The following is a 14178-nucleotide window of genomic DNA, read 5'->3' on the forward strand; positions in this document are numbered from 1 at the left end:
CGCCCAGCCCCCCCATGAGGGTGAAAGCGAAGGCAGCACCCAAGACAATACCCGTCGGCGTCGGCATCGTCTTCGACATCGATGCCCTCTCTTTGACTACTAACAAATCGAAACGGAGTTTCACGCGTCTGCTAGGGCCGCGAGAGCGGCTCTAGCCTGATACTTCGAAGCCCATCTGAGACCAGATAGAAGCTTCCGTCAGTCGTCACTTTCCGTCGACTGCGTGTCGCCGTGCACGCCCAGCGTGCGAATCTGCAGCTGTTTGCCATCAGGCGTAGCCTCGGCAACCTGCAGTACGCCCCCGTTGGCTGCAGCCCCTTTCGCGATAACGATCGGCACCCCCTGGCCATCTTCCAGCAAGAACATCGTGTTGCCCTTGCCGTCGACCATCAACCCGATGCGATCACGAGGCACGCCCTTCTCGGAGTGCTGTGCGTCCAGGCCCAATGCCACACTGCCGTTAGCCATGGTGGCCAGCCCACCGCGCTCGAGCCCTGTCGTGTCGTAGACAACCACGCCCGCCACCCGGCTCAAGCGATTACCACCCGACTGATCCTCACCCACGCGTACGCGTACCGTACCCGTATCGTCGACGGCGTAGATACGATGAACGCGAATCTCGCGCTGAACGATGCCGCCAAAGCCATACCAGGCAAGAGACATCGCAACCATGAGCAACAAGAGGCCGACCATACCCCAGCGCGCGCGCCGCAACGAGCGTTCCAGCTTCATCACGCGCCCTTCCATCTGGGGTACTTCATTGGCTACAGGCAGTACTTGGGACATGCTCATTCCTTTACGGGCTGAGGGGGACATGCTCTAACTGCAACGGCCTATCAGTTACACGTATTCACTTCCGAAGAATGCTGATCAGCAGATGCTGCGCCAGCCACTAAAACGGGGCTAACGGGAACGACCTTCCATTTGGCAGTCGCCAAGATCTCCATATGGCTCGTGCCCGTCGCGCCGTTGAGAGGCGCTGTCCTTTCAAGGGATCCGCGCCAGTTGCGACACTCGTGCTTTCTACACGGCAAACCTTGACGCTTGGTTCCACGTTGCCTGGATGCGCGGGCATCGGCGCAACCCATGCGGCGGCGAGAATGAAACTGAGCGCAAGCTCCTTCATCGGCCGGCTCCTCGTCAAACGCGAAACAACTCCTCGTCGGCCCCGTGGGCGCCTCCCATTCATTGCTGCGATCCGGCCATTGGAGATTCTTGACCAGCGCATTCGATGCAACCGGGAGCGCAATTCGCATCAAACAAACGGCAACACATTGGCAACCCACTGCAACGCCAAGGACGCCGCAGTCTCAGAGGCCTACAACCTGAAATCGATCAATGTGACCGCCAGAATGAAAGCAAGTGGTGCAAAGGCGAAATGTCGAACCAGCCCTGCGTTATGCAAAAGAACCGAGCGACTCCATTTCATCCTTCAGGCATGAAAACGGCGCCTGGGCCGACGAAAGCCGGTCCACCACAGTGAGTCTCGATTTCCCCAAGTCGGCTGCGGCCGGGTTGGCCGCAAGCGTTTGCAGCAAGAACTTGCTTTATGCAACGACAATAAATATTCCGTGTCAAGTAACAGTGCGTCATTGCCCGACGGGCCCTTCTCGCACCCTGTGCACTGTAGGCGGGTCGAACTCATCCTTCCTATTTGAGGCGGTAGTCGCCCGAGGCCTAAGCGGATCCGGCCCAACCCCATTCACGGACGCCATGGTCAGCCCGAACGCCATCGCGCATCACAACAGCGAACTCGGCCACCTTGCGGGTCGCCTCGCTGCGGCGCATCAATCTCTTGTGCGCACGCGGATGCGCGGGTTCGGATCTCGGCCAGGACAGCCCCGCGGAGCACAACGGCGCGTTTGGACACAGGGCCGATGCGGCCATGCCCTAGTTGGGCTCAAACACCAAGCGACCTTCGATTGCCGGGCTTCGATCCTGCATTGGTGGGAAAAACGAGCGCGCACCAATTGCCAGGGCCATACTAGCTCCCGTTGCCACCTATCCGTTTATCCATGGAAACCGAGTGGTGGCATTATTTCCTTCATAAAACGTGCTGCGACGCCCCTTCCTGACGCCTACCTGACACGCCAACCCAGGCATACATAGGAGGACATCTTGTTAGCGTCAAACAGGAAGATCTTGTTGGCGCTCACCTTCGCGATGGTGGTGTTTGCGACAGCGGTACCCGTAGCGTTGTCTTTCGGACTCGCCATGGCGCAGGCACGCACAAACCTGGCCAACCGAGCACTGTTCTATGCGGCAGATATCCTGCGCCGTGTTGACATCACAGGTGTGCAGGATGCCCAGGCATTCGACGAGTTGGGGCGCATTCCCGGCATCGACAACTGCAGCGCGGAAACTGTCGCCGCACTTCAACGGGTCGAGGTGAGCTCCCCATACGTCAAGCTCGTGGGGATCATGCATGGCAACCAACTGACCTGCTCGTCATTTGGACCCCACAACCCAGCCATCGACTTGGGGCCACCCGACGACGTATCCCCCTTGACCGGGCACAACGTCCGAGAGAACGTCATTCTGCCCTTTTCACCCAGCGAGAAATTCGTCGTTATCGACAATGGGCACGTCGCTGCGGTGTTGCATAAAACGCTTCAGGTAGACGCACCGACAAGCGACACAGGGGTGGCGCTTGTAACGCTGTCGGCCTCACGGAAAAAGATCTACGCAACGCGCGGTGTGGTCGATCCGCATTGGCTCACGGCCATGCTGGACTTGGCTCCAGGTCAGACCAACGCGAGGCTGATCGGTCACAACATGGTCGCCATGGCTCGATCCAAGGTCGTCGATGTCGTCACCATCGCCGCACTCAACGAGCAAAGCTACAGCGCCATCGTCACGAAACTCCTGGCCGTGCTGCTACCGATAGGCCTCATTTCCGGCCTCATCCTCAGCTATCTGATACTGCGAATCGCCAGGTTGCAAATGAGCCTGCCTGCAGCCATCAAGTCGGCGCTTCGCAACAACGAGTTCTTTCTCGTGTATCAGCCGATCGTTCGTCTCGATAACCACCGATGGATCGGCGCCGAAGCGCTCCTGCGTTGGCGACGCCAGGACGGGTCCATCATGCGGCCAGATCGATTCATCGCCGCCGCTGAAGAGGCGGGGCTCATTGGCTGCATCACGGAGAGGGTTATAAAACTGATAGAACCGCTTCTCGCCGATCTCTCGGAAGTGCACGGCGATTTCTACCTATCCATCAACCTTGCACCCGAAGATCTCCATTCTGACGCGACATTGCCCTTGCTCAAAGGGGTGATTGAGCGCACCGGAGCTGTACCGCCGCAACTTCACGTGGAGATAACTGAGCGCGGCTTTGCCGATACCGCCGTCGCGCGCGCCATGATCGACCGCATGCGCGACATCGGAATGAAAGTGGCCATCGACGACTTCGGAACCGGTTACTCAAGCCTCTCTGAACTGATGAACTTTGCCTTGGACGCTATCAAGATCGACAAGGCGTTTACGCAAGCGGTCGAAAGTCACGCCGTAACGAATAAGATCGCGAGCCTGATCGTGGAACTGGGAAGGGAGCTTTCTCTCGACATCGTGGCGGAAGGCATTGAAACGACGGAACAGGCCGAAATACTTTCGGCATGGAAGGTGGGCTACGGGCAGGGCTGGCTCTTCTCTCGAGACCTCAGCGAAGATGAACTCCGCGAGGCACTTCTCATCCCGAAGCTTTACAGTGACAGTCGACGTATAGACTGACGTGATCTTTCGCACGTCGCCGCTTCCAGAAATCACCACGATGAGAGCGAGGATCAGCGACTCCAGCGATACGTTGAGGTCATGGTGCCAACCTGGATAGCTCTTTTCCCAACTCGTGATGCACCCGGATTGCCGAGCTGCCGCCCTGGCGAGTTCGAACATCCCGGACAGCCCGTGATTCGAGAGCGTGAATTAAAACCAAGGCAGCCACCCTGCGGTGTCCACGCGTGACGTCCGTTCTGCATCGAGAACGGACATCATGCGTGAATACTCGCGAGACCCAATCAGATCGGATCATCAATCGACTTGGCAAGCCCGGTGAACAGCTTCGGGCCGGTCTCGGTCATGTGCCAGCAGTCCTCAAGACGGATGCCGAATTCGCCGGGGATGTAGATGCCCGGCTCGTCGGAAAAGCACATGCCGGGCGCCAACGGCGTGGCGTCGCCGTGGACGAGATAAGGCGGCTCGTGACCATCCAGCCCGATACCGTGGCCGGTTCGATGGGGGAGTCCGGGCAGATGGTAGCCGGGACCCCAGCCTTCCTTTTCGTAGTAGGCGCGCACGGCGTCGTCGATGGCACCCACGGGGGTGCCCAGCTTGGCGGTGGCCAACGCGAGCTCCTGTCCCCGCTTGACGGTGTCCCAGACCTTTCGCTGTTTCGCGGTCGGCTGGCCCATCACCCAGGTACGCGAGATGTCTGATTGATAGCCATGCACGGTGCAGCCCACGTCCATCAGGATCACCGAACCTTCGTGCAAGGTCTGCGGCTGGTGCGAACCATGCGGATAGGCACTGGCCTCGTTGATCAACACCAGGGCGAACTCCGGTGCACCACCCAGGGCCATGGTGGCGGCGTTCATCATGTCGGCGATCTCGTCCGGGCGCATGCCGGGGCGCACGTTGGCGTGGACGTAACGCAGCGCCGCCAGGGTGACATCATTGGCGGTTTGCATCAGCGCAAGTTCGGCGGGGGACTTGATCAGCCGGACGGCTTTGACCAGGGCGTCGCCGGACACCACCTGATAGGCTCCGGCGCTCGCCTCACGCACGCCGTCGACGATGAACAGGCGCGTGGTGGCTTCGAAGGCGATCGGGCCAGAGCTAACGCCGCGATCGCGAAGCCCGCCAACAAGGCGGGCAAATGGGCTCTCGTGCTCGTTCCAGGGCCGCACATCGCCACCCACCGCCAGGGTCTCGCGGATCGAGGGTTCTTCGAAGGCCGGGGTCACCACGACGATGTCGCCCCGCGCCGGGATCACGGCGGCCGTCGTGCGCTCCGAACGATGCCACTGGATGCCGGTGAAGTAGTCCAGGCTCGAACCCGATTCCAGGATCAGGGCACCGATCTTCTGCTCGACCATCAACCGCTGCAGCTTGGCGATGCGCGCCAGGCGCTCCTCCACGGTTATCGGCTTGGCGCCCGTGGTCATGGAGGTCAAACCGGCAAGCCCGTTGGGCGCCGCCGCTGCAGCCCGCGCCGACCGGCCGGCCAGCATGAGTGCGGTGGACGCGGCAGTGGCCGCTACGGCCCCCGAGAGAAAATCACGACGACGCATGCAAACCCCGATCCGATGCCAAGAGTGCCTGGCAGTATGAGGCCGCAGCCGGCAGCGCGACTACGCCCTGGCCCGGTTTCAAAGCGCATGTGGCCATCACCACGCAGCCATTCGGCATGCGCACCGCCCGCGCTTGACGTGATGCACGGCACCGGGCGAACCGGAGCCGACACACCCACAGCCCTTGGCAAGACCACGGGGGCGCGGCCCGCTGCCCGAAGCCTCGGTTTCGGAGCCAGGCCGTGCCCCGTAAGCCTGCACGATCGTCCCAACGTCATGCCGGCCGACGCCACGCCCGGACACACCAAGGTCCATAGGGTCAAAGCTGTGCCGGGTCCAGACTGAAGTGTTCGACTCTGCCCACCTTGGAAAGCGCCTTCTGCACCTTCGGCTGAGAAATAACGGTATTCCAGCGCTCCATGCGCTCCGTTTCCACGGGCGTGGTGCGTGCGGTGGTGGCGTAGTCCTGCATGTCGGCGAGGGCCTCGCTTCGCCATGGCTCGCTTTGGAGCCGTTCCACCAGCAGATCACCGGCAGCGTCCAGGTCACCGCTTAGCAGCAAGGCGTTCTGCCAGGTGCCTATGGCGTCAGCGCGATGCTCGCGCATATAGGCGAGGCGCTCGGTAACCACAGCCGTATCCTTCTGCTGCAGGGCGACCTCGAGCTTCACCATTTCAAGCTGCATGCGTCCGTAAGGGCTCACGTTGCCCAGTTCGGCGATAGTGTCCAGGGCGTCCTTGGGGCGCTGGAGTTCAGCGTAGAACTGGGCGAGATTGATGATCTGGCTGACATTCATTTGCCCCTGCTCGGGGCGCCGTGCGGCACGCACCCATTGATCGACGGCTTCGTCCCACCGCCCCATCCGAACCAAGGCGCGGGCACGCTGATCGAGAATCCAGATGTAGCGATCATCGAAATCCTTGTACAGCGTCGGACCCTGGCCATCCCTGGATTTGGCGATGACATCGTCGGCAATCGCCAGCGCTTCGTCGTAGTGCTGCGTGTCGAGCAGGAGCCCTTGCAGAGTAGCGACATGGCCTAGTTGATCCCGTTCTGCCGCCATACGGGCTCGGGTATCGGCGATTTCCTTTTGGACCAGACGATCCACGTCGTAAGCCTCGAGGTTTTTCCGCGTGATGCCGTCAAAGCGGGCATCGACGCGCATGCTCAGCGCAACCCGCGAGGAGGTGACGCGCCCGGCTGCAAGCGCGGCCTTTGGCGTGTCACCCTGGGCAAGCCACGAAAGCGCCAGGTCACGCCAGAGGATGCTTGGCTCACCGTCAGGGTCGCGCCATTCCACATCAAACAAGGCCTGCAGGTAATCCCGATCGAGCCCGGAGTCGCCCTCAAGCCGGGTGTGGATGGTGTAGATCGACTGGCTGCTGACCTTTTCCAGCGTTTCGGGCCAGCGCTGCGCGAGGGTGATGACGCAGCGCGCGCTGTCCTGGTAGTCCTTCACGTCATAGGCGGCAGCCAGGCGAACGTACCAGGCGATGCTGTCGCTTTGGCTAAAGCTGCTTGCGCGCGTCAGCAGGTCATGCGCGGACGCATGCTCACCGCGGTCGTAATCAACCAGGCCGGCGAGCAGCAGGGCCTGATAGCGCTCGCTATCGGGCAACCTGGAAAAGCCATTGGCATGGATCACCGCATCAAGGACCCCGGCAGCCGCGCTGTCGTCGTTGTTGCGAAGGTCGTCCTGCGCCTGGTTGATGGCGTTCCGAACGGCCTCAACCTGCTCCTCGGGTGTGGGGGGCGCGTCTGCATGCTTGGTGGTGGACGCCTGTGCCGCCGACGCCACGGCTAACCACAGGCACAAGGCTACAGCCCAAAGCTTTTGCATGTTCATGCTCCCCCCAGAGATGAATCGCAAGATTGCACGTTTTACGGGCGCCGGGAAAGGGGGCCGTCGCGGCGTTTCTGGGGGAGCGTCTGGCGGTTGAAGGGCTGCATCCCTGCTTGCGCCCCCTTCCCGCTTTCGCACTGCTCAGCCCGGCCGGATGGCTGTCCAGATAGCCCCGGGGCAAATCCGGCAAAGCGGGTGGCGGGTCACCCGGCCGTTCCATCCAGCGCCATCAGGGCTCGGGGTGGGCCATTCATCGCCCTGGCTCTGCGCGCGACAGAAAGTGCACGTTGCCCCCAGCCTCCCTGGGATGGCTGAACCACTACGTGGTACGCCTGCGCCCTTCCCTCACCTTCGCCAGATCGTAACGTGCCTGCAGCAACAGCCAGTACGCCGCGGTGGGCTCCATTACCAGCGAAAGCCGCAGCGCGTGCTCTGCATCGATCCGCCGGCGACCCAGCGTGATCTGCCGCAGCATGACCAACGAGATGCCGCTGCGGCGCGCAAAGCGGGCCAGCGGCATGGCGCAAGGCTGGAGGTAATCGGCAAGCAGCACCTCGCCGGGGCTGCGCAGCACCATCGATGGATCAAAGTCCATCAGCGGATCGAGTTTGATGAGGCACATGGGGCTTCCTTTCCTGTCAGGCACGGCTCAACGACGGATCAAGCCCTACAGGCTTCCGTGTCGGCGCATGCCGGGAACGGTGTAAGTGATCGCCGAGGTACGGCCCAGCGGCCGATAAACCGATACGTCGCGGAAACGATCACTGGGTGCGGGAAATGCTCACCTCGGGCTTGGAATCAAGCCGTGCAGCGCGGAGCGTGGGATTTAGCCGTAGCCGATGGCGGTTGTCAGCGAAAGCTGACACGCATGGCTGTGAGCATCCCGCCGCGTGGCACGCAGGCTGCGGGAACAGGAAACGAGGGTTACATCGAAGGGAATGAACGGGCGAATGCGTCCCGTATGATCGCGTGCAGCCATGATCAACTCTCAGGTCAGTTGGTGATGGTCAGCGGGTCGTATGAGTTGCCGCTCATGCGGCCCGCGCTTCACGACATTGCTGTCGAAGCCAACTGCACTACCTCGTAGCGGACGTTGCAGTGGCCTGCTGAACGTAGCAAACGGCATGCGCCCGGCATGTCAGCGATGACCACCCAACCATCCATCCGAGTGCCGACGTATGTGTCGGTACCCACTGAGCCACGATAGTCCGCGGCGCCATCGCCGTTGACGCCATCGCAACATGAATAACCAATCTTGGTCGGCTCGGCTTGAACCAGGCCATCAGGGACAGCCTCAGCCCAAGCGTCCGTATATGGACTCCTCCCCTTTGCCAAGCATCCCCTAGCTCTGGCGTCCGTGTCGACTGCATACGTATATCCGGCCTCTAAACGCTGCACCGTCAGGTGGTGCCGGGCCACGATGAGCTAGTCGCGCGTCGGCTCCCAATCGCTTTGGCGTGCTCAGGGCACACGGATCTTTCAGGGTTTTGCCGACGCCGGTCCGACCGGTACGTCATCACTCGGGTGCTTCGCAATCGTTGAAGAGATGGTTTCGGACGTTGCTCTCAGGCGGCCGCCAGAGCCGGTTGATAGTTGGTTCCATAGCGCCGCATGGCCCAGGCCATGCGCGCCGTCTTGTTGGCCATCACCACACAGGCCACGTTCGGATGGGCTCGCGCCGAGAGCTGGGGACCCATCGGCTCAGTGGATCGTCGTGGCGTGGTGCCGTTCGCAGCATGGCGCGCGCGCCGTGAACCAGCAGCGAGCGCAGATAGGCGTCGCCACGTTTGCTGATGCCCAGCAGGCGATCCCGTCCACCGGAGCTGTGCTGCCGTGGCGTCAGCCCCAGGCGCGCCAGTGCATTCTTGCCGCATTGAATAGCGTTGAACCATGAACATCGCTCATAAATCTTGGATGGATTTGCTCGTCTCTTAGGTCTACTTCGGGTCAAAAGCGGACCAGACGGAGAAACAGGCTGGCACCATGTTCTACTCAGACGGACAGCCGTTTTGCGTGCACTCAATGTAAGAAGTCAGATCTTCGATACGACGCCGAGTCGTATCTTGGAGGCAGGTGTACTGGATCACCAGCATGTACCCACGGGGGTCTTTACCCGCCTCATAGTCACAAGACTTGTCCCTAAAGACTAACCAAGCCCTTTGAGCATCACGCAACGCCGCCTTTGATTCCGGCCCCAGTCGAGCCATCTGCTTCTTGTAGAGATCGCCCATTCGCGTGTCGAGCGAGTGATAAATACTGCTCTCGCACGCTTCCAAGGCGATTTGAGGCCCAGGGCAGCTTTGTGCCGCCGCCTTGGAGTCATCGAAGTCCTTTTGGTCTTGCGGCTGCGGATGCGCGTAAACAAGTCCAGCGCTCAAACTAACCATGGCGATGGCCAAGGAAATTAGTGTCCGCCTCATGCGCACATGCTCCCTTTGTCGTATCAGATTTGACGGTTCGCCCATAACGCAGGTCGCGGTGTCTGCTTCGGGTCGGGAGCGGACATTACGACGGCGATCGAATGAGGCTTGAAACCCAAACCTACCTCATTCGACCCCATCAGCCTTTCGTTGTCTTCTTTCGAGCGCTCGCCTTTGCTGCCGACTTAGCGGCAAGTCGTCGTCTTGAAGCTGGCCATTCCGCGTTTGTCGACGCTGCTTGGTGTAGCTCAGCGGCATTCCGATTAGCATCATAACGATGGTCAACGCGCCCATGAGTTGGGCGCCGGCTGTAAACCGATCCTTGACGGTGCCACCAAGGCTACGCTCGGGATGAGACTGGCTATAGGTGATCAAAGCACGCTGGCCCACGCGATCAGCACATCGACCGACATTGCCATCCCACGCCCCCGATCTAGCGTGGCCAGAGTACCGAACTGCTCCTACTTTATATGAGTAGTCATAGTCGTAGCCCTTGGTTCCACACCATACGCTAGTGACGGTTCCACTCGTAACAGCGCTTCCCATCAGGAACGGTCCTGCGTTGTAGATCCAAATCGCCACGAATGCGGCAAAAAAGAACAAACATGCGAGAACGGTCGCGGGCCACTCCTTGATGTAGTAAGGGCCTAGCCCTTCCCACCACCCAACCTGTGTCACCTCTGACTTACTAAGTACGCCCATTTGCGGTTCCGTTTCGTCCAAGACGACTATTCGTTCTCACTGCGCTGTGGAGTCGCGATGTCCGCTCCGGGTCGGAAGCGGACATGGCCAGAACCTTGGCCGGAAAGTCGATATAAGAACGACCACGCCTAACACCCAGGCATTTCGTGATAGATGGAGATCTTGGGATTCAGTAGGTGATTGGCGTTCATGAAGATGCAGAAAAAAACGTCGCCTTGGCGGTTGGAATCCTGATCGGCTTTGCTTGTGGCACGGATCAGCTCGCGCCTTTGATTTGAGTATGCCTTCAGAATGCTGGGAATGGTGGCGCAGGCAGGTGATGCGTCGTACTCCAGCTCATCCCCACCACTTGTGGAAGTCACACATGGTGACTGCTCAATCAGTTGCTCCAGTGCCTCCCATTCGACTTCATGAGATTTTTGAGCTCGCTTCAGGCGCTGATTGGCAAGATGAACCTCCCACCAATACGTGTTGATTTGCATGACATCAACGGTCGCCTGGCGCACGGCCGGATCGATTTTCGCGGTCTCGACATTGGTCAGCAATCGACGTTCCTCCGCATACATTTGCTGAGCCTTCGACACGATGTCATTCAACGGATCACTTGCGAACTCCTTCAACCAAAGAGCAGATTCCTGCGTAAACTGGTTATAGCGATCCTGGATCAGCCTGGCGGAGACTGATTGCTGATCTAGCAATGCAGCTCTTTCCTGCGCCAAGACTTGGTATTGCGCGACTAGTTGTTGGTAACGATCCTCGGACGTAGGCACAAGGAGATTGGAGCTGCTGTCCAAGTTGGAATCGGTCTGGACGACGTCCCAATTTAGGATAATCCCGTTCGGTTGCATCCCACCGCTGACCGTGCGGATCATGCTGCCCAATGGGCCGTCCACGATATTGAAATCGACATGATTACCTTGAACGATGATGCTCTGTGCCGTGTGAAAGATGCCGCCATCCGCCAAGGTTCCTGTGACTCGAGACTTGAAATCATCGACCTCACCATTTACGCCGAGCCGGATAAGCTCCAGCGTGCCGGTCACTTGCGTTCCGTCCACCTTATCGACACGTAGCGCCTCGATCTTGGGCCGGTATTGTGCCGCCTGGGCTCTCTCTCCCGCAGAGACATAGAGACCCGGTACTAGCTTCATCGGTGAAGGGGCATTTCCTGCGAGGATAATGTGCAGCCCTTGCTGATCAGCGCCAAAGACATTCATCGAAAGCAGCAGGCCGACGAAAATCGTCCACGCTGACACATAAATTCGCCGCATACTCGTCCCCTATTTTGTGATCGCGGGTGGTTCTAAGAATTGTGAGTGTCCGCCGTCGGAAGCGGACGCTACTCCCGTTATAAAATACTAGGCTTCCCTGCGGACGACCCTAAGTACGTTGGGTGCCTGGGCATCTATAAACATGAAGAAGCGACCGAAGAGCGCTTTCATGCCAAAACCTGTCACGAAGCCCCCTTCGTTGCGTGAATCACATCGTTTCCGGCATGTCCGCTTCGGGTCGGAAGCGGACCTGCTGTTAGATATAACCGACGCCCTTCAATTGATCTCGAAGCGAGGTTAGTTCGCCGATGTCTGGCGCGTTTTCAATGGACGCCCCTGCAACTTGCGACGGCCAGAACCAGCCATCGTCCTGCCATTGCAGCGTCGCCCCTACCGACCCGAACCGGTTGGTAGATCTTCCATGACTCGTAGAACACTTTTGCCGAAGCGACACACACGTCAAAGTTATCGAAATATTTCGCGAACACCTGACCCAATGTCGCCAAGCCCGATTCAAGCCGGCTAGATGAACTTGGCAGCCCATCAAGAGCCGTCCAGTCGACAGCCGTGCTGGGAACCGCGCCGAACACTCGTTTGGCCTCCGCCATAAGTCCAATGGTCTCGTCCAGATCGTCTTGTCTGACATAGCGCCGATAGAGCCGGGCGGTGAGAAGACTCCAATTCCTATCGAGACGACCCGCTGTGTAAGTCGAAATGCAGTCGAAAAACAGCGTCACGTCCGATACCGGGCCAGGCGCACAGATCGAACTTCCCCCACAACAGCCGATATTGCGCATCTATCCAAGCTCCGGGTATCGCTTTTTCGAGGGTTCCAAAAAAGGTCCGCTTCGGGTCGGAAGCAGACCTTTCAATCAAGATAACTCCAGCCTTCAGCTCCGTCGAAGCGACGCACCTTCAAGCCTGTCACCGACGAGGTTTTGAAGTTACGCATATTGATCCCTAGCTTTGGCTCGTCCTGGGTGCTGATGGACTCCCAATGAGTCACGCACCCACAGATCGCGCAGTGCATGGTGCGGATCGTTCGTCGCCCCCAGACGTAACCGCGCAATGACTCCAATTGACCAGAGATTGTCGCTGCATCGGGTTCGAACACCGCCCAGAGTGCCCCGTACCTACTGCAGATTGAACAGTTGCAGTCGATTACGTGATCCGGAGCGGTCGCTAGCTCCAGGCGAATCGCGCCGCAGTGGCAACTACCTTCCATCATGCGAATCGCCGCCCCCATTCAAGTTGGGCCACCTGGCCGCCGTACGAATGATGTCCGCTATGGGTCGAAAGCGGACCTCACCGCCTCTTGTCGCCTACGTGCACAAGATGAACTCCGCGATCCCTTTCAGTTCACAATGCCGATTGAAGCGCAGGCCAAATTTTCAACATCCCCGCTTTTGGTCAGCCGATAGCAATCCTTTGCCGGAGCCTTGTATCCGACGCTGTTCTTCTCAAAACGTCCGTTGTTCACCTTAAAGATCAACGAGCCTGACAATGCGCGAACCACTTGTTCTGGCGAGCCGGGCAGTGGATGAAACGGTGTCGCAATTGGGACACCTCCCGGCGAAGCCGTTACGAGATAGGTGCGTCCCGAGTCAAAGGAAAGATGTGCTAGGCCAGTGAAAACCACAATGCCAAAGGGCATCTGGAAGATGCCATGTACATTTTCCTTCAAGACCTGATGCACCAAGCCATGCTTATCGCGAAACATCAGCTCGCCACCAAACTCTCCACGATCATCGCCCATCAATTCGCCACCAAACGCAGCTAGTCGATATGACGGCACCACGTCGACGACCTTGGTCTCGAGGCCGTTTTCGCCATAGCCGCTGACTTCAATCTGGTACCCGTTCGGCGAACTATGGTCTTCCAAATGGGCAATGGCGCTTGCCTCGGCACTTTGTGCATCTGCGTGATGCACTTGCTCGACATTTCCGCGTTCGTGGCATGCGGTAAGGACAACCAGGATCAAGGAAAGGCAGTACCACGCATTCTTTCGCTTTGATCGCATGGATTGCTTCGGAACCTGCATCATCGCACCTCAAAAATTGGCATGTCCGCCATGGGCCGAAAGCGGACATTGGACTAAATGCCGAACTCAGTCCGAAGGGCCAACTCCAACCCGACAAGATCTTTGTATGCCAACTCGGCAAAAGTCGGCTCTACCTCGGCGATGAAAGCGCCGACGGACAGCCCGTGGGACATCGCCGTAACTCGGGCAGCTTGCACCTCTTCCGGGCAAATCAGCCAATTCACGCCGGGAAGGCCTTCACGTTGATGCCCAAACAAGCCCCACCGTACGTTGCCCGAGAAACTTGCGACCACCGCCCCTAGTCTCTGAATAGTGGCTTCGCTCTCATGCTTGAAACGGAAGCTCACGAAAGGCGGGCGATTGGATTGGTCTTCGATGCGCGTCTCACCATCGATCAGCTTCTTCACGGATCGGCGCTGATACTTTCGCCATTCGAGCTCCCCTAACTGTCGAATGAAGTTGAGCAAAGTACCTTCCGGATCATCGATCGCTGCCTCGTCCATTCCCCCCTCCTTTCTCCCAAAATGGAACGTCCGCTATGGGTCGGAAGCGGACGTTTCCCTGTTAGTAACAGTCTCCAGGCACGTTGCAGGCGAACCTAGCCAAAAATCAGCAC

The 14178-nt window shown here is 59.1% G+C and carries 12 protein-coding genes; 1 reads left to right on the forward strand and 11 read right to left on the reverse strand.

The features are described 5' to 3' along the window. Window positions 1-198: 198 nt before the first annotated feature. Window positions 199-786 carry a hypothetical protein gene (locus DVU99_RS19345; protein ID WP_157971495.1) on the reverse strand — a complete coding sequence of 196 codons (588 nt, stop codon included), beginning with the start codon at window positions 784-786 and terminating at the stop codon, window positions 199-201. Window positions 787-2145: 1359 nt separating this feature from the next. Here DVU99_RS19345 and DVU99_RS19350 point away from each other — a divergent pair. Continuing rightward, on the forward strand, window positions 2146-3729 hold the full coding sequence (locus tag DVU99_RS19350) for an EAL domain-containing protein (protein ID WP_114241875.1): 1584 nt from the start codon (window positions 2146-2148) through the stop codon (window positions 3727-3729). A gap of 284 nt (window positions 3730-4013) precedes the next feature. On the opposite strand, the gene DVU99_RS19355 is transcribed toward DVU99_RS19350, so the two are convergent. From DVU99_RS19355 to DVU99_RS19385, 10 genes are all read right to left on the reverse strand, one after another. Next, a complete protein-coding gene (locus tag DVU99_RS19355; protein ID WP_114241876.1) occupies window positions 4014-5285 on the reverse strand; it encodes a Xaa-Pro peptidase family protein in 1272 nt (423 codons plus the stop codon). A 319-nt stretch (window positions 5286-5604) separates the two neighbouring features. After that, window positions 5605-7131, reverse strand: coding sequence for a hypothetical protein (locus DVU99_RS19360; protein WP_157971496.1), 1527 nt, complete (start codon window positions 7129-7131; stop codon window positions 5605-5607). A gap of 316 nt (window positions 7132-7447) precedes the next feature. Then, a complete protein-coding gene (locus tag DVU99_RS19365; protein ID WP_114241878.1) occupies window positions 7448-7750 on the reverse strand; it encodes a HigA family addiction module antitoxin in 303 nt (100 codons plus the stop codon). Window positions 7751-8693: 943 nt separating this feature from the next. After that, a complete protein-coding gene (locus DVU99_RS20265) occupies window positions 8694-8825 on the reverse strand; it encodes a hypothetical protein (RefSeq protein ID WP_255412926.1) in 132 nt (43 codons plus the stop codon). After that, window positions 8774-9151 (reverse strand): transposase, encoded by a 378-nt coding sequence (locus tag DVU99_RS19370; protein WP_343126341.1) that lies wholly within the window; start codon window positions 9149-9151, stop codon window positions 8774-8776. Before DVU99_RS19370 ends, DVU99_RS20265 begins: the two co-directional genes overlap by 52 nt. Then, the gene (locus DVU99_RS19375; protein ID WP_157971497.1) at window positions 9117-9527 is read right to left on the reverse strand and encodes a lysozyme inhibitor LprI family protein; all 411 of its coding nucleotides are present in this window, start codon (window positions 9525-9527) and stop codon (window positions 9117-9119) included. Before DVU99_RS19375 ends, DVU99_RS19370 begins: the two co-directional genes overlap by 35 nt. An 851-nt stretch (window positions 9528-10378) precedes the next feature. Further along, complete coding sequence (locus DVU99_RS19380) at window positions 10379-11521, reverse strand: hypothetical protein (protein WP_157971498.1); 1143 nt, start codon at window positions 11519-11521, stop codon at window positions 10379-10381. A gap of 323 nt (window positions 11522-11844) precedes the next feature. Next, window positions 11845-12318, reverse strand: coding sequence for a hypothetical protein (locus tag DVU99_RS19860; protein WP_157971499.1), 474 nt, complete (start codon window positions 12316-12318; stop codon window positions 11845-11847). 557 nt (window positions 12319-12875) lie between these two features. Continuing rightward, entirely contained in the window at window positions 12876-13565 is a 690-nt protein-coding gene (locus DVU99_RS19865) for a hypothetical protein (RefSeq protein WP_157971500.1), read from the reverse strand. Between the two features lie 50 nt (window positions 13566-13615). Beyond that, a complete protein-coding gene (locus tag DVU99_RS19385; RefSeq protein ID WP_114241881.1) occupies window positions 13616-14065 on the reverse strand; it encodes a hypothetical protein in 450 nt (149 codons plus the stop codon). Window positions 14066-14178: the final 113 nt, after the last annotated feature.

It is taken from the genome of Dyella sp. C9, from assembly GCF_003332825.1.
In the GTDB taxonomy this organism is placed as follows: domain Bacteria; phylum Pseudomonadota; class Gammaproteobacteria; order Xanthomonadales; family Rhodanobacteraceae; genus Dyella.

Bases quoted from the DNA above. Each gene is read 5' to 3' on its own strand.
- DVU99_RS19865 (WP_157971500.1), bottom strand. From the start codon at position 13,565: ATGATGCAGGTTCCGAAGCAATCCATGCGATCAAAGCGAAAGAATGCG.
- DVU99_RS19385 (WP_114241881.1), bottom strand. From the start codon at position 14,065: ATGGACGAGGCAGCGATCGATGATCCGGAAGGTACTTTGCTCAACTTC.
- DVU99_RS19355 (WP_114241876.1), bottom strand. From the start codon at position 5,285: ATGCGTCGTCGTGATTTTCTCTCGGGGGCCGTAGCGGCCACTGCCGCG.
- DVU99_RS19365 (WP_114241878.1), bottom strand. From the start codon at position 7,750: ATGTGCCTCATCAAACTCGATCCGCTGATGGACTTTGATCCATCGATG.
- DVU99_RS19380 (WP_157971498.1), bottom strand. From the start codon at position 11,521: ATGCGGCGAATTTATGTGTCAGCGTGGACGATTTTCGTCGGCCTGCTG.
- DVU99_RS20265 (WP_255412926.1), bottom strand. From the start codon at position 8,825: ATGGGTCCCCAGCTCTCGGCGCGAGCCCATCCGAACGTGGCCTGTGTG.
- DVU99_RS19860 (WP_157971499.1), bottom strand. From the start codon at position 12,318: ATGCGCAATATCGGCTGTTGTGGGGGAAGTTCGATCTGTGCGCCTGGC.
- DVU99_RS19360 (WP_157971496.1), bottom strand. From the start codon at position 7,131: ATGAACATGCAAAAGCTTTGGGCTGTAGCCTTGTGCCTGTGGTTAGCC.
- DVU99_RS19345 (WP_157971495.1), bottom strand. From the start codon at position 786: ATGTCCCAAGTACTGCCTGTAGCCAATGAAGTACCCCAGATGGAAGGG.